Here is a 19,273-nt window from a genome sequence, read left to right as displayed (position 1 = left end):
TCGGCCCCTGCGGCGACACCGGCTCCTGCCGCGACCTCCGCCTTCTGTCTCGACCTGACGACCTTCCAGGTCGGCGTCCTGGTCTGGCGCAATGACGTGGTGACAGAGGTCAAGAAGCGGTCGCCGGACCTGAAGGGCCTGCGGCAGCGGGCCGTCATGATCGAGTACATCGGCGCGAAGATGCGGAAGAGCGCATCGGCGAGCAGCTCCGCGCGGTGCGCAAGGCCGTCGCCGCCTCGGCCAAGGCGTTACGGCCGGGACGGAAGGCCCGTGACGTCATCGCGCCCCTGTACGGCAAGCGCGGCAGCCTTCGACGCCGTGGACGCGTACGAGGGCTGTCCGAAAACCTCCTGAACGCCGCTACGGTCAGGCCGTGGCCCGCAGGTTCTCGTGCGCCCATTCCTCGAAAGTCGTGAGCGGAAGGCCGAGGGCCCGCGCGAACTCAGGGCGGGCGGGCTGACCGGTCACGTTGATGAATTCGTGCGAAGTGATGCCCGGCCCGGGCATTCCCGCGGCGACCGCCTCCTCCGTGGTCATGTCGGGCGCGGTCAGCTCCGTGCCCAGAGCGCGGGAGAGCACGTCGGCGATGTCGGTCATCGACAGGTAGTCGCCGGCCAACTCCAGCTCGACCTCGTGGAACCGCTCAGGCGCGGCGAAGGCCGCGGCGGCCGCCGTGCCGATGTCCCTGACCGCGATGAGAGAGAGCCGGGTGCCGGGCTTGAGCACGGTCGCGATGCCACCCTCGACGCCGCGGGGGAGCAGATATGCCACGGACGGGAGGAAGTTCTCCATGAAGAATCCCGGCTTGATGATCGTCCAGTGGGTGAAGCCCGCCTCGCGTACCCGGTCCTGAGCGCCGGTCTTGGCGGCGTAGACGGGCTCCATCGGCGCCCAGCGGCCTTCTGCCCAGCCAGGAGCTTCGACGTGCCGCCCCGCTCCGGAGACGGAGGTGTGCACGAACTGCGGCACGCCCGCGGCCAGCGCGCCCTCGACCAGGTTGACGGCCTGGGTCAGCTCGCCTTCGAAGTCGAAAGCGGTTCCCTTCATCCCGGGCATCTGCACCGAGAAGACGGCCCGGGCTCCCTCCGCGGCCCTGGTCACGGAGCCGCGATCGTGGAGGTCGCCGGTGACCAGCTCGGCGCCGAGCGCCTCGACTGCCTTCGCCCGGTCGGTTGCCGGGTCGCGGACCAGCGCCCGGACGGGGACGCCGGCCGCGAGCAGGGCGCGGGCGGTGGCTCCTCCCTGCTGTCCAGTGGCGCCGGTGACCAGGACAGGTGCGGAATCGGTGGACATGAGGCCTCCTGTAGTGCGCGGACATTAAACGGCGGACCCCGCCGTTTCTGATTTGGTACGATACGGCGGACCCCGCCACTTAGCAAACGGAGGTGACGCGATGTCCGTCCAGCGTGCGGACGCCCGGCGCAACTACGTACGCCTGCTCGCCGTGGCCGAGGAGGCGGTCGCCACGTACGGCGCCGACGCGTCCCTGGAGCAGATCGCCCGCACCGCGGGCGTCGGATCCGCCACCGTGCGCCGGCACTTTCCCAGCCGCCGCGCCCTGCTGGAGGCGGTCTTCCGCGAACGGGTCGAGACCCTGTGCGCCCACGCCCGCGACCTGACCGGCAGGGCCGACACCCGGGCCGCGCTGCTGGAGTGGCTGCGCGCCGTCACCGCGGACGCCGCGACCATCCGGGGGCTGGCCATGGCGCTGATCCGCGAGCAGGCGGCCGAGCCCGGCGCGGCGTCCGAGGCCTGCTGCTCGGCGCAGCTCACCGAGGCGGGCGACCCGCTGGCGCGCCGCGCCGCGGACGACGGCGCGCTCGCGCCGGGCGTGAGCATCGCTGACCTGCTCACGCTCATCACCGGCATCGCCCTGGCCACGGAGCACCACCCGGACCCCGCCGCCGAGGCGGACCGGCTGCTCGGCCTGGCCGTAGCCGGAGTCAGCCCCCAGGGGTGAGCGCAGAGATCAGAGAAAGGCGACCACGATGAGCACGAATTACGCGACGGACTCCTGGCTCACGCCGAGCGCCCGGCCCCGGTCCTCCCCGATCCACGGCACCGGCCTGGTCGCCGTCGAACAGATCCGCCAGGGCGAGGTCGTCATGCGGATCGGCGGGCAGGTCATCACCGACGAGACCCTGGCCCGGCTCGTGCCGCCCTACAGCAGCCTCACCGTCGAGGAAGGGCGGCACCTGCTCCTCGACCCCGCCCACCCGGTGCGCTACGGCAACCACTCCTGCGACCCCAGCCTCTGGCACGACGACGCCACCACCGTGGTCGCCCGGCACGACCTCGGCCCAGGTCAGGAGCTGACCATCGACTACGCCACCCACACCGGCGTCGAATCCTGGTCGATGGCCTGCCACTGCGGCAGCCCGCTCTGCCGCCGCACCGTGACCGGCGGCGACTGGCGGCTGCCCCCTCTCCAGGCCGTGTACGGCGTCCACTGGAGCCCGCCCCTGCTCCGGCGGATCGAGAATCAGGAGTAGCTCTCACCCGGTGCTGTCGGCCAGCGCCACCCGCGCCCCGAGGTGCAGCCCGCCGCTGGCGTCCAGTACCTGCCCGGTCACCCAGCGGGCATCGTCGGAGGCGACGAGGGCCACCACGTCGGCCACGTCCTCGGCCCGGCCGACCCGCCCCAGCGCCGCCTGCCCGGCGAGGAACGCCGCCGCCTCAGGGGGGAACAGCGCCGCGTTCGCCTCGGTCATGGTCGCGCCCGGTGCGACGACGTTCACGGTGATGCCGCGCTCGCCCAGAGCCAGGGCGAGGGTGCGGCTCATGGTCTCCACCGCGCCCTTGGTCATGGCGAACGAGGTCTGCGCGGGGTTGGCGATCCGGGTGACGGCCGAGGAGAGGCTGATGATGCGTCCGCCGTCGGCCAGCAGCGGGAGTGCGCGCTGGATGACGAAGTAGGGCGCCCTGACGTTCACCGCGAAGAGCCGGTCGAACTCCGCGGCCGTGTCGGTCTCGATCGGACCGGCCGGGGCGGCCGCGGCGTTGTTGACCAGGATGTCCAGGCGCCGCCCCGCCAGGACGGCCTCCAGCTCGGCGAACAACGCGTCGGCGGCCCCCGCGAGCTCCAGGTCCGCGCCGATCGGGAAGGCGCGCCCGCCGGCCCGTTCGATCCGCTCGACCGTCTCCTGCGCCGCCGCCGCGTCTCTCCCGTAGTGGACGGCGACCAGGGCCCCGTCGGCGGCGAGCCGTTCTGCGATCGCCCGCCCGATGCCGCGTGAGGCTCCGGTCACCAGAGCGGTCTTGTCTGTCAGTCTCATTGCGTACCCCGCAAACTTGTTAACGACTACCAACGTGATAGGTTGTATCAGGTGGTGGAGGAACAGACAAGCCTGCGCGAACGGCGCAGGGCAGAGACCCGGCGCACACTGCAGGCGCACGCCATTCGCTTGTTCATGGCGCGGGGCTACGACGCGACCACGATCAACGACGTCGCCCAGGCGGCCGGGATGTCGGTGATGACGCTGTACCGGCACTTCGCGACCAAAGAGGACCTGGTGCTCTACGACGAGTACGACCGGGAGACCGCGGCGGCCCTCGCGGCGCAGCGGCAGGACGAGCCGCTCCGTCGGCGGATCGCCCAGGCGCTGGTGCGGACCGCCACCACGGCCGTCGAGTCCGACCGGGACCTCCTGCTCGCGCGCCTGCGCCTGATGATCTCCACGCCCGCCCTGCAAGCCCGCCACCTGGACAGCCAGTACGCCACCGAGATCGCCATCGTCGGCACCCTCTGCGCCGGCGCCACCGACTCCGACCTGGAATTCCGGGTCCGCAGCACGGCCGCCGCATGCCTGGCCGCCACCCATGTCGCCCTGCTCCGCTGGGCCGAGGACGACGGCCTGCCGGACCTGCCCACCCTCATGCGCCAGGCTCTGACCTCGGCCTTCGACACCGCATTCTGAACGCGCCGGGGTCAGAACTTCGTCGTCGCATCGACCCTGGCAACCGCACGGATCTGCCGCTCGGTCATGCCCTGTACATGCTGCAGGTTCGCGCCCCGCAGATCCGCGCCGATGACGACGAGGCCGGTGGCGGCCTGGATTCCGGTCGTCACCCCCGATGCGGCCGCCCTGCAAGGGCGTTGCTGATCGGCCCCGCTGCACGGCGCCTGTCCGGCGAACGCAGGCCGCTCACCGCCGCCGAGCGCGCCCGGATGACCGCCACCGAGCGGACGGAGGCGCTCAACGCCGCACGTCACACCCTGTGCGGGACGACCTGGAAGGGCCGATGCCCGGCCGGGCGCCCGCCGCCTGAGGCGCACCGGATCAGGAAGCCGGGCGAGAAGCACGCGGCCGCACCACTACCCCCCGGTCCGCCGCTCCTGATCGACGCCGGCTCAGGCCGTGACGTAGAGGTTCATGCCGGCGTAGTCGAAGGTGACGGCGCGGGACCTGAGGAACTCGTGGGTGAAGTTGCCGACCGTCTCGAACCCGAACAGGTCGAGCCACGGCCAGGCGCCCGCGACGCCCGGGACGTTCCGGCCGGTCGCCCGCCCCAGGCTGATCCGGGCCGGGGCGATCGCGTAGGACGTCATCCCGCCGGAGTCCTGCGGATGGTCGTAGTCGATCTCGACGCCGGCCCGTTCGGCGTTCGCCACCGTCATCATGATGCCCAGGCCCATGCCGCCGGTGTCGACCGACGCCACGCGCGGCCCGTAGTCGTTGACGCTGCCCAGCGTGCAGGGCACGTGGTCGCCGGCCAGCCACAGCGGCAGCCGGCCAGAGCCTCCCTGAGCGGCCTGGGCCCTCCGCGCCTGCGCGGCGGTCTTGCGCCGCAGGACGAGCGCCTGGCCGGCGTAGTCCATGGTGGCGATGAAGTGGTAGAGCAGCGTGGTGCCGATGACCCCGGCCGGCTGGGTGCCGTCCGGCAGGTCGGGCATGCGCAGGCTGTACCAGTCCACGGGGACGGTGCCCAGCGTGATGCCGCCCAGCCCGAACGATCGCATACGCCGTGGTAGGTGGTGAGGGTCTGCCCGGCGGGATGGGTGGTGCTGGTGGACACCGCGCGCAGACCTGCCCGCTCGGCCGTCGCGGTGGACAGGGCCAGGGTGGCGCCGGTGTCGATGAGGAACGTCTGGGGCTCGCCGCCGTTCACCGAGGCCCGGACGCAGGGCAGGGGATCGACGGTGACGAAGGGGAGCCGGGCCTCCTGCGCGCCCTGCAGCCGGTACGGGGCGCCGGTCACGCTCGCGTACAGGTCGGCGTACGCGGCGTCGGTCTCCTTGCCCGTACCCCGCAGCAGCGGCACCGCGGGCGGCAGGTCGTCCTGGCGGATGTGGCACTCGGCGAGCTGCCGCTTGGCGAAGGCGTCCCCGGGGGCCAGCCTGATGGCCTCGGTCAGAAAACGCCTGGCCGGCTCGAACCGGTTGGCCAGCAACGCGATCCGCCCTCGCTGCGTCAGCGCGTGCGCATCGGCCGGGTTCTCGCGCAACAGGCGCGCGAAGGCCCGGTCGGCCTGGGCGAACCTGCCTGCCTTGAAGAGCTGGTCGGGGTCGCCGGGGGATGGGACGGCCGCCGCGGCGTCGTCCGGCAGCAGCGCGAGCATCGCGGAGCCGGCCGTCAGGCCCGCCCGCGCCAGGAGATTTCGTCGACTCATGGGCACACCGGCCATCGAAGCCGGAACCGTGTTTCCCCGGCGTTTCCGCCTGCACGGTCGTCCCTTACGCACGGCGCTCTCCTCATGAGGAGCGGTCAGGCGGCGATCTCGGCGGTGCGGTTGCCCAACCGTGGCTTCGCGGTCCGGACTTTCTCCGACCGGCGCTGGCAGGAGGTCGCCGAGGCACGCCGCGCGCTGCTGGAGGGCTGCGGCAACCCTGTGCCGCTGGACACCTTCGACCGGCTGTGGACGGCCGGCGAACTGGCCCGCCGCTGGCCGGCCCACCGTGCCCCCGGCCGCGACGGCGTCGCGGAACACCGCCGCCCGGAGGAGGCGGCCCTGGCCAGCGACGCCGCCGCTGCCCGGCGCGGCTCAGAGGTCCGGATCGACGAACGGAGTGGCGTCGGCCCGGGCGCCGGTGATCGATTCGACGATGTCGGCCGCCAGGTCGTACACGGGACGATTGCGGTTCTGTGAGGCCCGCCGCAGCAGCTCGAAGCCTTCGTGGGCGGTGCACCGCTGCTGGCCCATGATGATGCCCAAGGCCTGGTGGATGATCTCGCGGCTGGCCAGCGCGGTGCGCAGCTGTTCGGTCAGCTGGGCTTGGCGGGCCGCGCGCAGCACCGCCTGCAGCAGCAGCCCGGTGTGCTCGGCGGTCACTTTGATCGCCTGCCGGGTCGGCCGGGTGAAGGCGGTCTGGCTGATGCTGGGGGAGTACAGGTTCAGCGCCGCGACGGTCTGGCCGTCGGCGTTCAGGGGGTGGGAGTAGATGCTGCGTACGCCGTGCGTGAGCATCTGGGCGGTATAGGTGCCCCAGCGGTGTTCGGTGACGATGTCCCGGACCATGGTGATCTGGCCGGTGTTGATGGCGGTCACGCAGGGGCCGCCCTGTTCGTCGAGGTCGTACTGGATCTCGTCGATCATCAGCGCGTGCGCGTCGGAGGAGGCCACGGTCATGATCTGGCCGGCCCAGCGCAGGGTCACTCCGGCCATCGGCGCGTGCGGGGTGATGCGGCCGGCGATGACGGCCAGTTCGCTCAGGGCCTGCCGGATGTCGCTGGTGGCCAGCAGCACCTCGGTCAGCTCACGCAGATCGGGAGCGACGATCTCGGGCGGTTCGGCTTGCTTGTCAGGTCCGGACATGAGGCGGCGACTCCACGGGGCAGCCGCGAAACGGCCTGCCCCGGATGAAAGCGGTGATGGTGCAGGTGAGCGGTGCGTGCGCGCCCTTGGGGGGCTGCGGCGCCGGCTTCCTGACGCTGCCACCTCGACGAAGAAGGATGCCGGCGTCCGGCCTGCCGCCTTCTCCCGGCCACATCGGCCGTGTCGTCCTCTCCCGTGCGCCGGACGGAGATTCATCGCCAACCCTACACGGTTGCCGCTCAAGCCCCGAGTGACCGCATTAGGCTGATTCCCGGACGACCCGGACGGAGGCGGCCGACGCCGATGAACGACACTGACCCGCACATCCACGTCGAGCAGAAGGTGATGCAGGCCGGTGCCGCGTACCGCAACCTGATCGTGTCGTCGTTGGGGCGCGCGCCTGACGCGCCGAGCGTCGTCACCACCGGCTGCGGGCTCCAGGTCCCCTACGCGATGACCTCGCCGCACCCGGAAAGCGTCACCTGCCTCGCCTGCCGCGAACACGCTCACCAGGCGCACCTGCGCTACGCCGAGCAGGTGGAGCGCCTGAGCGCGATGCCCGGCGCGCCCGTCACCGCCGGCCAGGCGGCCGAGGCCGCGCAATGGGCCAGGGACCGCGCGCAGAAGTTCGCCGGCTGACGCGCCCCGTCAGCGCGCCCTCTTCCGCCACGCGGTGACGCGCCTGTCAGCGCGGGCCTTCCGCGCGCGGCAGGGTGAGGGTCAGGACGGCTCCGCCGCCGGGCGCGCCGGCCGCGGTGAGGGTGCCGCCGTGCAGGCGCGCGTTCTCGGCCGCGATGGCCAGGCCCAGACCGCTGCCTTCGGTACGCGTACGGGCGGCGTCCGCCTTGGTGAAGCGGTCGAAGACATGGGGCAGCAGGCCGGCGGGGATGCCGGGCCCGTCGTCGGAGACCGTGATGACGATCTCGCCGGCCTCGGCCCGGACCTGGATGAGCACCGACGCCGCCGGGCCGCCGTGCCGCAGCGCGTTGCCCACGAGGTTGGCGAGGACGACGTCCACGCGGCGCGGGTCGAGCCGGGCGCGCAGCCCCGGGGGAACCTCGGTGCGGACCCGGTCGTGCCAGTGCCGCAGCGCCAGGGTCTTGGCGATGAGCTCGCCCAGGTCGACCTCGTCGAGATGCAGCACGGCGGCGCCCGCGTCGAAGCGGGACACCTCGATCAGATCCTCCACCAGGCGGGTGAGCTTGCGGGTCTCGTCGGAGACCAGGTGCAGCGCCTCGGCGGTGAGCGGGGCGAGGCGGCCGGAGCCGGCGTCGGCGTCGAGGACCTCGGTCACGGCGGACATGGCCGCCAGCGGCGTACGCAACTCGTGGGACACGTCGGCGGCGAACCGGCGCGCCCGCGCCTCCATGGCACGCAGCGCGGCCGCGTCGGACTGCAGCGTGGCCGCCATGGTGTTGAAGGTGCGGCCCAGGTCGGCGAGCTCGTCGTCGCCCGTGACGCGGACCCGGGTGTCCAGACTGCCACCGGCCACCTGCTCGGCGGCCGCCCGCAGCCGCCGTACCGGTCGCAGCAGTCTGCGCGCGGCCAGCAGCGCCGGGACGATGGAGGCCAGGGCGACCGGCAGGGCCCCGGCGCGGGCGGCGGCCGCCAGCGTGTCCACGTCCTGCTGCTGGGAGGCCAGGGAGAAGGAGGCGTACACGACGAGCGGCGCGGGGTCGTGCGGGCGCGCGGCGGCGGTGACGGGGAGGGCCACGGCCAGCCAGGGCGTCCGGTCGCGGTGGAAGCGCTGGGCCAGCGCGGTGGTCGCCGAGACCGCTCGGGCGCGCAGCGGCGCGGGCAGCAGCGGCGCCTGCGCGCCGGCGGTGACGAGCGGGCCGCCGCGATAGGACAGCGCGGTGCGCCAGCCGCGCGGGCCCGCCGCACGGTCCAGCTGCAGCGCCAGCGTACGCAGGTCCGCCGCGGCCGGGTCGGCGGGCAGGTCGGGCGCCCGGGAGACGAGGTGGACGCGCAGCTCCTGCAGGGCGTCGGCCTGGACGCGCTCCACGATCGCGGTGCGGCCCTGGCGGAAGGTGAACGTGGCGGCGGTCAGCGCGCTGAGCACCGAGACCAGGAGGAACACCAGAACCAGCTGCGCCCGCAGGCCACGGGGGAGAGGCGGGCGGATCACAGCGGCCCGAACCGGTAGCCGAAGCCGCGCACGGTCTGGACGTAGCGGGGAGTGCGGGGATCGTCCTCGATCTTGGCCCGCAGCCGCATCACGCACGCGTCGACCAGCCGGTAGTCGCCGTGGAAGGCGTGCTCCCACACCTGCTCCAGGAGTTGCTGGCGGCTGAAGGTCTGCTCGGGCGCGGCGGTCAGGAACAGCAGCAGCTTCAGCTCCGTCGGCGCCAGCGCGAGCTCCGCGCCGTGCTTGAGCACCCGCAGGGCGACCCGGTCGATGAGCAGGTCGCCGTGCGTCGTGCGGGCCAGATCGGGGGAGGCGGGCTGGGTGGTACGGCGCAGCACGGCGCGCATCCGGGCTTCGATGACCTCGCTGCTGGCCGGCTTGATCACGTAGTCGTCGGCCCCGGCCTCCAGGCCCACGACGACGTCCACGTCATCGTCGCGCGCGGACAGGATCACGATGGGCACCTGGCTGAACGCGCGGATGCGGCGGCATGTCTCCAGGCCGCTCATGCCGGGCAGCATCAGGTCGAGCAGCACGACGTCGGGCGCGCTCGCGATGAGCTCGGCCAGCCCGTCCTCGCCGGTCGCGACGAGCAGGGTTTCGTGGCCCCGGTGGCGCAGGCCGAGGCTCACGCCCCGGCGCACGGCGGGGTCGTCCTCGATGACGAGCACGCGGGTCACGAGAATCCTCCCTTTTCTGCCGGGGTCGCCGACCCGCTCTCGTCGCATCTGACCGGCCAGGGCTCACCGGTCATTCCGGGCTCGAACACCTCGATGACGGGGGCGCGGCCGGCGCCTGGGGCGGCGGCGGCCGTACACACCAGCTGGCTCACCGCCACCGGCGGCAGGTCGCGCACGAGCCACGGCAGACGCAGCTCCACCCGGCCCTCGGCGGTCCTGGCCCGGATCGGCCGGGTGGCCGGGGGCAGCCGCGTGTTCAGCCCCCGGGCGCGCTCGGCCGCCGTGGGGCCGGCCAGCAGCGCGGCCATGGCCTGCTGCAGCCGATCGCCGGAAGCCGCCGGCCTGGACACCGGCCAGGTGCCCTCGGGCGTGACGAAGTAGACCCGCAGCAGGCTGCCGCTGCTCTGCGTCAGGCCGCCCTGGACCGGCTGACCGGCGGGACGCGCATCGGTGTCGGTGATCCCGCAGCCCGCCAGCGTCGCCGCCGCGACCAGGACGGCCGTCACGCGGCACAGCGCTCCCGGCGTGTGTTCGCTCTCGCTCTTCGGCATGATCTCCCCGGCTACGGCTGCGTTCCTCGGCATGATCTCCCCCGGGCTACGGCTGGTTGAGCCTGCTCACGTCGACCGTCCCGGCGCCGGGCTCCGGCCGCGGTATCGCCGCCCACAGCCCCGCCGCCAGCACCCCCGCGGCGGCCAGCGCCGCCCATCCGCGGCGCCCGGCGGCCCACCGGGCGCGCAGTCGTACCGGATCCTCGACGGTGACCTTCGAGATTATCGCAGCCAGGAGCGACAGCCCGATCGCGGCGATCGTCCAGGCCCAGCCGCCGCCCCCGGCCTCCGGCCGGGGCAGCAGCAGATAGACCGGCCAGTGCCACAGATACAGGCTGTAGGACAGCTCGCCCAGCCGGCGCGGTACGGCGCTGCCGGCCACCCGGCCGACCAGGCCGTCCGGCGTACGGGCCAGCAGCGCGATCAGCACGGCGCAGCCCAGCGAATGCGCGAACATCCCGCCCTGGAACAGGCCGGGCGCCTGCTCCCCGCCGGTCAGCACCCATGAGGCCGACAGCCCGCACAGCAGCAGGACGCAGATCACGTCCACGGCCGTGCGCGGCAGGCCGGCCACGGCGTCGCGGACGGGCGACGTGGCCGCGGCCGCGCCGAGCAGCAGCGAGAAGGCCCTGGTGTCGGTGCCTTCGTAGGCGCGGGTGGTGTCCACGGCCGCCCCGAGCTTGATCATGAGCAGGAGCGAGACGAGCGCACCGGCCACCGCCACGAACGCGACCCGCCGCTGCCCGCCCGGCCCTCTCCCGGCCAGCGCCACCACCGGGGGCCAGGCCAGGTAGAACTGCCATTCGACGCCGATGCTCCACAGATGGGCGAACAGGCGGGTGTCCGAGGCGTTCCAGTAGCCGATCCGCTCGCCGATGTAGTGCCAGTTCACGCTCTGGGCGGCCACCCACGGCGCGTCCTGGAGGGCGGACGCCAGCAGGCCCGGCCTCGCGAACGCCCAGGCCAGCAGGAGCGTCGACGTGACCATGACGGTCAGCGCGGGCAGGAGCCGGCGGGCCCGGCGCCCCCAGAAGGCCACCAGGTCGAGGCGGCCGTCCCTGCCGAGCTCCGCCAGCAGCAGGCCGGTGATCAGAAAGCCGGACAGGACGAAGAACAGGTCGACGCCCAGGAACCCGCCGCCCAGCCGCCCGGCGTGGAACAGCAGGACCGCGGCGACGGCGAGCCCGCGCAGCCCGTCGAGCGCGCCGATGTGCGCGCGGCGCGGGGCTGGGCCCATCAGCCGCAGCCGAGTTTGACGAAACGCTCGTCGCCCGTCCACGGCCCGGTGGCCCAGACTTCGGGCGCGGCCGGGGTGAAGCCGGCCAGCTCGCCGAGCCGCTTGGCGAACCAGGTGGCGAAGGCCGCCGACCCTTGCTGGCAGGAGTGGATGCCGTCCTTGGCGCGCTGCGCCTTGCCGGCGGCGTAGTCGCCGCCCCACAGCTCGGAGGCGTCCAGATAGCGAACGTGCGCGGCTCCGGCCGCCTTGGCGGCCATCGCGGGGGCGCTCCTGATCGCGTTCTCGTGCGGCTTGAAGAATTCGTCGATCTTGAACGGCGGGGCGGACACCAGCACCAGCTCGGCCCCGGCGTCCCCGGCCGCCTTGGAGAGCTTCCGGTACGCCGACAGCTGCTGGCGGGCGGTGCCCCAGTCGTAGGTGGTGATCTGGTAGGCGATCACCGTCGGCCGGAAGGAGGCGAGGCTCTCCTTCAGCGTCTTCCAGGTGTCGGCGGCCGCCATGGCCGTCACCTCATGGTCACCGGCGACGACGTTGCCGCCGCCGTCGGACGTGACGTTCTTGAACGCCGCACCGCCGGCCTTCAGCGCCGCTTCCAGGGCCGGGGCCTGCGCGCCCGCGATGGAGTCGCCCATCCATAACACCCTGACGCCGGTCGCGGCCTGCCCGGTGGGGGAGGAAGAGGCGGTGGACGCGCCGCAACCCGCGAGCGCGGCGGCCACGACCAGGATCGCTCCGGTACGGCGGCCGGTGGACTTGGGGAGAAACGAGGTCGGCTGCATGGCCATCAGGCAATCAGACGAATCCACAGGTCAGCCGCGTTGTCATCGTTTCATCACACGATGGGGGACCGGCCGTCACGAAGGGCGGCTCGTCAGGGTTGTGACGCACTCTTCAGGGCGAACGGGCTTGCACGGACAGATACGCGTGGGCGTGGAGGCGGCCGGGGGAGCCGGGGTCGGGGAGGACGCGTATGCGGGCATAGCGGGCCTCGGGATCCGGGTGGCCGGGGAGGTGGCGGATCAGCAGGCGGCCGACCCCGGTGAGGAGGCCGTCCAGGGTCGCCTCCGCGATCAGGTGGTTGACGTGGACGAGGTAGTCCTCCAGGGGCAGGGCGCCGACCGGGACGTCGAGGTGGGCGTCGGGACCCTCGGCGGCCAGACGGGCCTCCTGGGTGAACGGGGCGGTGAGGCCGCGCGGGCCCCGGAACGGGTGCAGCAACCGGCGCAGTCCCTCCCGGGTCGTCAGCGGTGCGGGGCCGTACCAGGCGATGGAGCCGTCGGCGGACACGTGGTCGAAGGGATGGCGGTCGGTGAGGTTGCCCGGGTCGCCGGCGAGGAAGATCGTCTTGGTGAAGGCGGCGTACCAGGGCGCGCGCCCGGACTCCGGGATGCTCCGGGCGAAGGCGTGCGCGGAGGCGGCGAAGGCCGCGGGGTCGAACGCGCGCAGGACCGCGATCACGCCGACGTCCTGCGCCGAGTCCGGGCGAGCGGGGAAAGGGAGGGGCAGGGGCCGAGGCGGAGGCAGGGGCTGGGAGCGGCGGACGCGGGCGATTCGCGCGTCGAGGTGCGCGCGCAACGTCTCCTGTCCGTGCGACGTCCCCTGTCCGTGCGACGTCCCCTGTCCGTGCGACGTGCCCCGTTCGCTCGACGTGCCCCGTTCGCGCGACGTCTCCTGTTCGGGGACCGGGGACATGGGGTCTGTCACAGTGTGGCCAGCTGGGCGACTTGGGTGGCGATGTCCTGGGCGGGACGGTCGTCCACCTGGATGCGGTGCACCCGTACCGATGAGAACGCCTTGAGCGACTCCTCGTAACCGTCCCGGATCAGGGGGAGCAGGTCGGGGCGCTCGTGCGGCTCCGGGTGGCGCTCGCGTGCCCGCACCCGGCGGGCGGCCTCGGCGACGTCGATGTCGAGCAGGATCGCCACGTCGGGCGGTGACACCGCGAAACGGGCGGAGAGCTCGGCCACCAGCGCCTCCGGAGGCAGCGTCAGCAGGCCGGCCAGCTCCGCCCCGAGCGTGTCCAGCCGTGGCGTGCGCCCGCCCGGCCGCCGGGAGAGGGCCGCGCACCAGGCACGGGCGGCCTGGACGGCGGCGGCCGGCTCCTTCGCGAGCTGATCGCGCAGGACAGCGCCGCGGCCGGGAACGGTCACCCGGTCGATCGCGGAGCGGTAGAGCGGCAGGTAGGTGAGCGTGTCGATCAGGGGATGCCGCTCGGTGATGATCGCCGCGGCAGGCCCCCGCACGAAGAACCGCTCCACCACCCCGTACGTGCACATCTGCAGGTAGAGGACGGCGAGTTTCAGATCGGGGCTGCCCAGGCGGTCGGCGCCCGCCGACAGCGTGTCGAGGTGCCGGGACAGCTCCCGCAGGGGGCCGCCGGGGTTCTCGTGCGGGCGCAGGCACGACAGCACAACAACCGGGGCATTGCGGGCGAGCAGCCGGGCGCAGGTGCTCTTGCCCGACCCGTCGATGCCGAGCAGCGCCACCCGTACGGGCTCAGTGCGCATCGGGCTCTCCTGCCACGGCGTCCTCGATGGCGATCAGCCGCAGCGTCGTGGCCAGGACGCGGCTCAGGAACGGCAGCTCGCGCTGCCCGTGCACCATGACGTACAGCAGCAGCCGGGTCACGGCGAAGTCCCACAGCGCCAGCCGGTAGCCCTCACGCCACGCCTCGGGCCCGTCCGCCTTACCGACGGCTTCCCGGTGCAGGTCGAGGAGGGCGGCGACGCGCGCCGCGCCGACATCCGGCGGCAGCACGAACGCCAGCAGCTCCGCCAGATCCCGCTGCGGGACGTGCAGCGTCGCCAGCTCCCAGTCGTAGGCCACCAGGCTCAGGTCGGCCGAGCGCAGCGCGATGTTGCGCGGGTTGAAGTCGTTGTGCACCAGCGTGCGCGGCATCGACTCCAGCCGCCGCCACCACTGCGGGATCTCGGCGACGATCCGGCGCAGCCGGGCCGCCGCGGCGGCGTCCAGCAGCTCCGGATGCTCGGACGCGCCGTGCTCCAGCAACGCCGCCCACAGCTCCCGCATGGCCGTCATCCGCTCGGCGCTCTGCACCGGGTCCAGCCAGGCGCGCAGCTCGTCGTCGCGGCCGAGGAAGGCCGCGTGCACGGGCGCGATGCCGCGTATGGCCGCGGCCAGGTCCTCCGGCCGCCAGCGTTCCGGGGTGTCGGCGCTGTCCTTGAGCAGCACGTCAGGGCCGAGGCGTTCCATGGCGATGACGTACGCCTCGCGCCCGGCGTCCTCGTGCACCCCATACGTGCGGGGCAGCACCGCGCGCAACGCCGGTTCCGCGGTGCGGTAGACGGACAGCTCACGGGTGTGCAGGGCCTTGAAGCCGGTCCACTCGCGCCAGTGCGGGTAGAGGTCGGCGACCCGGCCGCCGCAGAGCGAGGCGAGTTTCGCCGCCTCGATGATCACCTCCTGGTCGAGCGGCTTGACCTTGAGCACCAGGTCGGTGTGCCCATGGTCGCCGTTGCCGCCGTCGCCGTCCCGCCGCCAGGCCACGCGGGCCGGGAAGATCCCCGTGGTCTTGCGGCGGTCGCCGCGGGCGGCGAGTTCGGTGATGAGGCTGGACCCTGACGCGTCCTCGATCCAGGCGACGTCGGTGACCTCCAGGCCGGGCGCGTCCAGGGCGCGGGCCAGCATCGGCCGGAGCAAGGGGGCGCCGAGGTCGTCGCGGCTGAGCCAGTTCACCCGCCTGCCGCGGCCGAGCCGTTCGTGCGCGTCGGCGAACTGCCCACCGGCGACGGCCGCCATCGTGGACAGGTTGAGCGCGAGCGCGAACCCGCAGATGATCTCCGCGAAGCGGGCCGCGTGGCCCTCGCCGCCGCAGCCGAGCACCTCCAGGTAGTCGCGCTGCCGCGCCAGCCTGGTGCCGCCGCCGACCACGCCCGTGACCAGGCTCGGCAGGACCAGCGTGGCCCGTAGCTCGCCCTCGGACACGTCCACCGCGAACAGTCCGGTGCCGGACTCGTACACGCTGGCGATGTCCTGCCCGGTCGCGACGAAGATGGCCGCGATGACGTTGGCCGCGTCGATGTCGTGGCCCGCCATGCCGGCCTGCTGCCCGGCCAGCACGCAGTGCCGGTACAGCCGGTCCACGGCCTCCGGCGTGCTCTTCAGCACGCGGCGCACCGTCGTACGGTCCAGCACGCATTCGGCCACGACCCGGGTGCCGCGGCCGGAGATCATGTTCAGATGGGTGAACTTCTTGTCGCCGCTCAGGTTCGCCTCGATCGCGAACCAGACCGGCGCGAGCCCGGGCATGGTGGCGAGCTGATCGTTGATCCACTGGCAGGCCCGCCAGGTCGCGGCGGTGGTCATGTTCTGGCCGCTGGCGTCGGCGGTCTCGTACACGAAGCGCACATGGACGGCCCTGCCGAGCTGAACGGGGTCGATCAGGGTCAGCCGTGAGTGGGCCGACACCTCCGCCACCCGGCGTTCGAGCTCGTCCTTGCGCGTCACGATCCAGCGGGCGAACTCGCCCGCCGCGCTCAGCCCGGCGAACTCGAACACCGGCGCCCGCGTCATGCACTGGGAGATGACCTGGCTGGTCACCCCGCCCGCCAGGGTGATCGCCTTGGCGCCGCGCGCGACCGAGGCCACCAGGGCGCCCTCGGTGGTGGCCAGCGGCGCCGTCACCATGCCTTCGACGTTGCGGCCGGTGAACAGCAGCGGCCCGGCCAGGCCGACCGGGATCTCGACCGCGCCGACGAAGTTCTCCACGTTGCCGGGCAGTGAGCAGGGGTCGATCGTGGACTGCTCCAGGGAGCGCAGCGGGGCGCTCGTGGTCTTCCTCAGCCAGGCGAGGAGGTCTCGTCTGGCGCGCTCGGTGTACTGGCCGCGGCCTGGCAGGCTGGGGTAAGGCAGCTTCCGCAGCAGGTCGGTCGAGGGCTCGACGATCTCAGACAACGCTCGCCTCCCGTCCACCCGTGCCCGTGCCCGTGCCGGGGAGCTCGCTCGCTCCCGAGCCGGCCAGCACGCGTGCCCATGCGGCGGGATCGTCGCGGAACACCCGGTCCTTGACCCGGGTGGGCCGTTCGCCCTCCTCCACCCGGCGCCGCCATTCCGCCCAGAACGCCTCCACCGCCACCGCGTGCACCACCGGCTCGGCCAGGGCGCCCGACCGGCGCGCGGACGCGTACCCGGGCGCCTCATGGCACAGCCCCTCGTCGAGCGCGGCGCGGAACGCCCGCGTCTCCGGCTCCGAGGGCGGAGCCGGGAACGCCACGGCCGCCTCATGTCCGGGTGCGCCGTCCGGCAGGGCCCGGTACATCACGTTGCGGACGGCCAGGCCCGTCGTCCCGGACGCCGCCGTCACCGCCCGCAGCACGTGCGACTCGCGGACCCGCTCGCCCGCCGCGGAGACCAGGCCGGCGCGGCACGAATACTCCACCAGCGGCGTCGCGCCCGCGAACCCGAGCACCTTCACGATGTCGCGCACCGCGCACCGGTACAGGCCGCCGACGTGCGAGACCACCACGTGGTACTCCTGACCCTCACTCAGCTCGTGCGGCTCCAGGGTGTCGCTCCACGGCTCGATGGGCTCGTCGGCCGGGATGAACTCGTAGAGGCAGCCGCTCACCATCAGCGCCCCGCCGGTGGCACGGCCGGGCACCGGGACGGCCAGCGGCCCCTCCGATGAGCCGATCGGAGCGGGGCGGATGCTCAGGCCGGCGCCGTAGTCGTCGCGCAGCGCCGGCAGGTAGAGCCGGGACACGTAGGTGTTCCAGGTCAGGAGGAGCTCCAGCCGCGGCCAGACGTCGGCGGGGCGCAGCGTGCCGTGGCGGGTGGCCGCGCGCTCCAGCTCCGCCGCGCGCTCCGGGGCCGGTGACCGCAGCGCCCTGCCGCCCACCGTCCCGTCCCTGATCTCCTGGACCAGGCGGGGCCACCAGAGGCCGAGCTGGTGAGGCAGCGCGGCGGCGATCGCCGGGTTGATGGCGATGACCCCCCGTACGTCGTGTTCGGCGGCCAGCCTGAGCCGCAGGTAGGCGCGTTCCCATGGCCCGGCGCCGGCCAGTTCGTCCGGCAGGCGGCTCCATGGCGCGCGGTTGCCGAGGCCGACGGCGAGCTCCTCGCCCGCCTTGGCGAAGTCGAGCTGGCTCGGGCCGATGTGCGGCCGGCCCCCGCTCGTCCGGCCCGTCGGTGAATGCGGGTCCTGCCACAGGTTGAGCACGGCGTCGTCGCGGGAGAGCAGGGTGGGATGGTGCCGTACGAGCTGCGCGAAGCCCGCGAAGTAGAACGGCAGGAAACAGCGGCGCAGGAACCCGGAGGTCACCGGGATGCTCTTCTCCCCGCCCGTCGTGCCGCTGCTGGCGAAGAACGCCGAGGGCTCCTCACTCGTCAGCACCCGCTGCTCGCCGGCGTGCACGCGCTCCAGCCACGGCCGGAACTCCTCGTGCCCGCGGATCGGTATCGCCCGCCGGTAGCCGGCGGCGTCACGCACCCCGGCCAGGCCGTGCTCGCGCCCGAACGCGGTCTCCCCGTTCGTGGCGAGAACCTCGGCGAGCACCGCGGCCTGGGCGGCGCGGGGGTCGTCCAGCGAGGCGAGAGCCTGGTCGCTCTCGTGCAGGACCCGCCGCCGGTACGCCTCGGCGCGCTCGGCGGGGGAGGCGAAGGATCGGTCGGTGGTCATGGCCCTCCTGGTCGTCGGATTCTGGTCGGCCCGCGTCACAGGTAGACCTGGTCGAGCAGGGCCGCCGGGGCTCGCCGCGCGAACAGGAAGTCGGTGAGGCGGTAGGGGTCGGTCCAGCCCGCGGGCGTGGCGAACCCGCGCAGGAACGCGGGCAGGTCACACCCCTCGCCCGCCTCGCGCACCATCCGGCCGGCCCGCGACAGCGCACGGTGCAGCAGGTCCAGGCGGAACGGCTCGGAGGAGGTGCGTTTGAGCATCCCGATGAAGAACAGGCGCATCCCGAGCCGGTAGGCGGCCTGGTCGAACTCCCGCAGGCACAGCTCGGCGAGCCGGCCGATGGAGTGGCCGTCCCAGCCGCCGTGCCTGCTGGAGCGCACGGCGCCGCCGATCGGTACGCGCCCCAGCGGCAGCCTGTGGGGACGCGCCCCCATCACGCCCAGCACCCGGGCGAGCAGCGCGTAGTCGTGGGCCAGGTCGTCGTCGTAGACGAGCAGCACCTCGTCCCCGCCGGCCAGGCGGGGGAGCAGGTCCCGCAGGATGACCAGGAGGTAGTTGGCGTGCCCGTCGGCGCCGATCACCGTGCGCAGCGGCATCCCCCACCGGGTGCCGTCCAGATAGGCCGGGCCGCCGTGGCGGCGGTGGTCCACGCACAGATGACGCCGCGCCAGCAGCTCCACGGTCTCGTCGATCGAGGCCGCCGCGGGCCGGTCGGCGGTCAGGCCGGGGTCGTGCACGCCGAGCAGGTCGAGCTGCCGTTTCCAGTCGCGGGTCGTCGCCTGGGTGGACGGGTGCACCCAGCCCTCCTGCTCGACGCGCTCGGTGTAGTGGCGCAGCCGGTCCATGGGGCGGGCGTCGCCCGAGGCATGGAAGCGTACGTAGAGGCGGCCGAGCTCGTCGGTGGGCAGGGCGTCGTGGTCGAGGTCCGCGTGGTGGCGGTCGAGGTAGTCCCAGAACTGGATCGTCTGCCCCGTCAGGTTGGCGGCACGGGGGTTCCAGTAATACTCCAGGTCGCGGACCGGCCGGGTGGCCCGGTAGAGCGTGTCCATCCACAGGAAGCCCTTGATGTGGGTGGGCAGCAGGGGCTTGGTGGCGGTGATGGTGACCGGGGCGAGCAGGAGCCGCCCGGAGGGACCGCGTGCGTTCGGCGTCACGGACGCTCCTCTCGTACCCGATCGCCGGTGCCCGGCACCGCCGCCGATGCTGCGCGGCCTGGGCTGGCGGCTAACACTGCCGCCAGCCCAGGCCGCGCAGCGCCTTGCGCAGCGCCGCGGCCAGACGCGGCCAGGC

The 19,273-nt window shown here is 73.3% G+C and carries 21 protein-coding genes; 5 read left to right on the top strand and 16 right to left on the bottom strand.

Features of this window, described 5'->3' with window-relative positions; translation table 11 throughout:
* Positions 1 to 366: 366 nt before the first annotated feature.
* Complete coding sequence (locus ABEA43_RS40915) at positions 367 to 1,293, bottom strand: NmrA family NAD(P)-binding protein (protein WP_345570694.1); 927 nt, start codon at positions 1,291 to 1,293, stop codon at positions 367 to 369.
* A 100-nt stretch (positions 1,294 to 1,393) separates the two neighbouring features.
* Between ABEA43_RS40915 and ABEA43_RS40910 the strand changes: the two genes are divergently transcribed.
* Both ABEA43_RS40910 and ABEA43_RS40905 read left to right on the top strand, forming a co-directional pair.
* Entirely contained in the window at positions 1,394 to 1,960 is a 567-nt protein-coding gene (locus tag ABEA43_RS40910; RefSeq protein ID WP_345570692.1) for a TetR/AcrR family transcriptional regulator, read from the top strand.
* Positions 1,961 to 1,988: 28 nt separating this feature from the next.
* The gene (locus ABEA43_RS40905; RefSeq protein WP_345570691.1) at positions 1,989 to 2,492 is read left to right on the top strand and encodes an SET domain-containing protein; all 504 of its coding nucleotides are present in this window, start codon (positions 1,989 to 1,991) and stop codon (positions 2,490 to 2,492) included.
* Between the two features lie 3 nt (positions 2,493 to 2,495).
* Here the strand turns inward: ABEA43_RS40905 and ABEA43_RS40900 are convergent, their stop codons facing one another.
* Positions 2,496 to 3,275: an SDR family oxidoreductase gene (locus tag ABEA43_RS40900; RefSeq protein WP_345570690.1), complete on the bottom strand. Its 780-nt coding sequence runs from the start codon at positions 3,273 to 3,275 to the stop codon at positions 2,496 to 2,498.
* Between the two features lie 51 nt (positions 3,276 to 3,326).
* On the opposite strand from ABEA43_RS40900, the gene ABEA43_RS40895 reads away from it, so the two are divergent.
* Positions 3,327 to 3,917 carry a TetR/AcrR family transcriptional regulator gene (locus ABEA43_RS40895; RefSeq protein WP_345570689.1) on the top strand — a complete coding sequence of 197 codons (591 nt, stop codon included), beginning with the start codon at positions 3,327 to 3,329 and terminating at the stop codon, positions 3,915 to 3,917.
* A gap of 11 nt (positions 3,918 to 3,928) precedes the next feature.
* On the opposite strand, the gene ABEA43_RS40890 is transcribed toward ABEA43_RS40895, so the two are convergent.
* The 3 genes from ABEA43_RS40890 to ABEA43_RS68705 all read right to left on the bottom strand — a co-directional run bounded on the left by ABEA43_RS40890 (position 3,929) and on the right by ABEA43_RS68705 (position 5,061).
* Positions 3,929 to 4,069 carry a hypothetical protein gene (locus tag ABEA43_RS40890; protein WP_345570687.1) on the bottom strand — a complete coding sequence of 47 codons (141 nt, stop codon included), beginning with the start codon at positions 4,067 to 4,069 and terminating at the stop codon, positions 3,929 to 3,931.
* Positions 4,070 to 4,351: 282 nt separating this feature from the next.
* The gene (locus ABEA43_RS68710) at positions 4,352 to 4,660 is read right to left on the bottom strand and encodes a hypothetical protein (protein WP_486348729.1); all 309 of its coding nucleotides are present in this window, start codon (positions 4,658 to 4,660) and stop codon (positions 4,352 to 4,354) included.
* Positions 4,618 to 5,061, bottom strand: coding sequence for a hypothetical protein (locus ABEA43_RS68705; RefSeq protein ID WP_486348730.1), 444 nt, complete (start codon positions 5,059 to 5,061; stop codon positions 4,618 to 4,620). The genes ABEA43_RS68710 and ABEA43_RS68705 overlap by 43 nt, the downstream gene beginning before the upstream one ends.
* Between ABEA43_RS68705 and ABEA43_RS68700 the strand changes: the two genes are divergently transcribed.
* The gene (locus ABEA43_RS68700; protein ID WP_345570685.1) at positions 4,966 to 6,087 is read left to right on the top strand and encodes a hypothetical protein; all 1,122 of its coding nucleotides are present in this window, start codon (positions 4,966 to 4,968) and stop codon (positions 6,085 to 6,087) included. The genes ABEA43_RS68705 and ABEA43_RS68700 overlap by 96 nt on opposite strands.
* Here the strand turns inward: ABEA43_RS68700 and ABEA43_RS40875 are convergent.
* Complete coding sequence (locus ABEA43_RS40875; RefSeq protein ID WP_345570683.1) at positions 5,983 to 6,753, bottom strand: GAF and ANTAR domain-containing protein; 771 nt, start codon at positions 6,751 to 6,753, stop codon at positions 5,983 to 5,985. The genes ABEA43_RS68700 and ABEA43_RS40875 overlap by 105 nt on opposite strands.
* A 303-nt stretch (positions 6,754 to 7,056) precedes the next feature.
* Here ABEA43_RS40875 and ABEA43_RS40870 point away from each other — a divergent pair, with 303 nt between their 5' ends.
* Entirely contained in the window at positions 7,057 to 7,392 is a 336-nt protein-coding gene (locus tag ABEA43_RS40870) for a hypothetical protein (protein ID WP_345570682.1), read from the top strand.
* A gap of 46 nt (positions 7,393 to 7,438) precedes the next feature.
* Here ABEA43_RS40870 and ABEA43_RS40865 read toward each other — a convergent pair whose 3' ends face one another.
* From ABEA43_RS40865 to ABEA43_RS40820, 10 genes are all read right to left on the bottom strand, one after another.
* Entirely contained in the window at positions 7,439 to 8,833 is a 1,395-nt protein-coding gene (locus ABEA43_RS40865; RefSeq protein WP_345570681.1) for a sensor histidine kinase, read from the bottom strand.
* Positions 8,834 to 8,877: 44 nt separating this feature from the next.
* Positions 8,878 to 9,561, bottom strand: coding sequence for a response regulator transcription factor (locus ABEA43_RS40860; protein ID WP_345570680.1), 684 nt, complete (start codon positions 9,559 to 9,561; stop codon positions 8,878 to 8,880).
* On the bottom strand, positions 9,558 to 10,145 hold the full coding sequence (locus ABEA43_RS40855) for a GerMN domain-containing protein (protein ID WP_345570679.1): 588 nt from the start codon (positions 10,143 to 10,145) through the stop codon (positions 9,558 to 9,560). Before ABEA43_RS40855 ends, ABEA43_RS40860 begins: the two co-directional genes overlap by 4 nt.
* Before the next feature lie 13 nt (positions 10,146 to 10,158).
* A complete protein-coding gene (locus tag ABEA43_RS40850) occupies positions 10,159 to 11,349 on the bottom strand; it encodes an acyltransferase family protein (RefSeq protein ID WP_345570678.1) in 1,191 nt (396 codons plus the stop codon).
* Positions 11,349 to 12,134 (bottom strand): SGNH/GDSL hydrolase family protein, encoded by a 786-nt coding sequence (locus tag ABEA43_RS40845; RefSeq protein WP_345570677.1) that lies wholly within the window; start codon positions 12,132 to 12,134, stop codon positions 11,349 to 11,351. Before ABEA43_RS40845 ends, ABEA43_RS40850 begins: the two co-directional genes overlap by 1 nt.
* Positions 12,135 to 12,240: 106 nt before the next feature.
* Complete coding sequence (locus tag ABEA43_RS40840; RefSeq protein ID WP_345570676.1) at positions 12,241 to 13,041, bottom strand: DUF6182 family protein; 801 nt, start codon at positions 13,039 to 13,041, stop codon at positions 12,241 to 12,243.
* An 8-nt stretch (positions 13,042 to 13,049) separates the two neighbouring features.
* Complete coding sequence (locus tag ABEA43_RS40835) at positions 13,050 to 13,856, bottom strand: nucleoside/nucleotide kinase family protein (protein ID WP_345570675.1); 807 nt, start codon at positions 13,854 to 13,856, stop codon at positions 13,050 to 13,052.
* Positions 13,846 to 16,263, bottom strand: a complete 2,418-nt coding sequence (locus tag ABEA43_RS40830) for a phosphotransferase (RefSeq protein ID WP_345570674.1) — start codon at positions 16,261 to 16,263, stop codon at positions 13,846 to 13,848. Before ABEA43_RS40830 ends, ABEA43_RS40835 begins: the two co-directional genes overlap by 11 nt.
* On the bottom strand, positions 16,256 to 17,986 hold the full coding sequence (locus ABEA43_RS40825; RefSeq protein WP_345570673.1) for a GH3 auxin-responsive promoter family protein: 1,731 nt from the start codon (positions 17,984 to 17,986) through the stop codon (positions 16,256 to 16,258). The genes ABEA43_RS40830 and ABEA43_RS40825 overlap by 8 nt, the downstream gene beginning before the upstream one ends.
* A 35-nt stretch (positions 17,987 to 18,021) precedes the next feature.
* Positions 18,022 to 19,137: a hypothetical protein gene (locus ABEA43_RS40820; RefSeq protein WP_345570672.1), complete on the bottom strand. Its 1,116-nt coding sequence runs from the start codon at positions 19,135 to 19,137 to the stop codon at positions 18,022 to 18,024.
* Positions 19,138 to 19,273: the final 136 nt, after the last annotated feature.

It is taken from the genome of Nonomuraea rosea, assembly GCF_039539705.1.
GTDB classification, from domain to species: domain Bacteria; phylum Actinomycetota; class Actinomycetes; order Streptosporangiales; family Streptosporangiaceae; genus Nonomuraea; species Nonomuraea rosea.
Note: the sequence above shows the minus strand (reverse complement) of the source record. Positions and strands in the feature narration are given on the sequence as shown.

Coding starts and splice junctions, on each gene's coding strand:
- ABEA43_RS40915 (WP_345570694.1), bottom strand. CDS start 1,293: ATGTCCACCGATTCCGCACCTGTCCTGGTCACCGGCGCCACTGGACAG.
- ABEA43_RS40910 (WP_345570692.1), top strand. CDS start 1,394: ATGTCCGTCCAGCGTGCGGACGCCCGGCGCAACTACGTACGCCTGCTC.
- ABEA43_RS40905 (WP_345570691.1), top strand. CDS start 1,989: ATGAGCACGAATTACGCGACGGACTCCTGGCTCACGCCGAGCGCCCGG.
- ABEA43_RS40900 (WP_345570690.1), bottom strand. CDS start 3,275: ATGAGACTGACAGACAAGACCGCTCTGGTGACCGGAGCCTCACGCGGC.
- ABEA43_RS40875 (WP_345570683.1), bottom strand. CDS start 6,753: ATGTCCGGACCTGACAAGCAAGCCGAACCGCCCGAGATCGTCGCTCCC.
- ABEA43_RS40870 (WP_345570682.1), top strand. CDS start 7,057: ATGAACGACACTGACCCGCACATCCACGTCGAGCAGAAGGTGATGCAG.
- ABEA43_RS40855 (WP_345570679.1), bottom strand. CDS start 10,145: ATGCCGAGGAACGCAGCCGTAGCCGGGGAGATCATGCCGAAGAGCGAG.
- ABEA43_RS40850 (WP_345570678.1), bottom strand. CDS start 11,349: ATGGGCCCAGCCCCGCGCCGCGCGCACATCGGCGCGCTCGACGGGCTG.
- ABEA43_RS40845 (WP_345570677.1), bottom strand. CDS start 12,134: ATGGCCATGCAGCCGACCTCGTTTCTCCCCAAGTCCACCGGCCGCCGT.
- ABEA43_RS40840 (WP_345570676.1), bottom strand. CDS start 13,041: ATGTCCCCGGTCCCCGAACAGGAGACGTCGCGCGAACGGGGCACGTCG.
- ABEA43_RS40835 (WP_345570675.1), bottom strand. CDS start 13,856: ATGCGCACTGAGCCCGTACGGGTGGCGCTGCTCGGCATCGACGGGTCG.
- ABEA43_RS40825 (WP_345570673.1), bottom strand. CDS start 17,986: ATGACCACCGACCGATCCTTCGCCTCCCCCGCCGAGCGCGCCGAGGCG.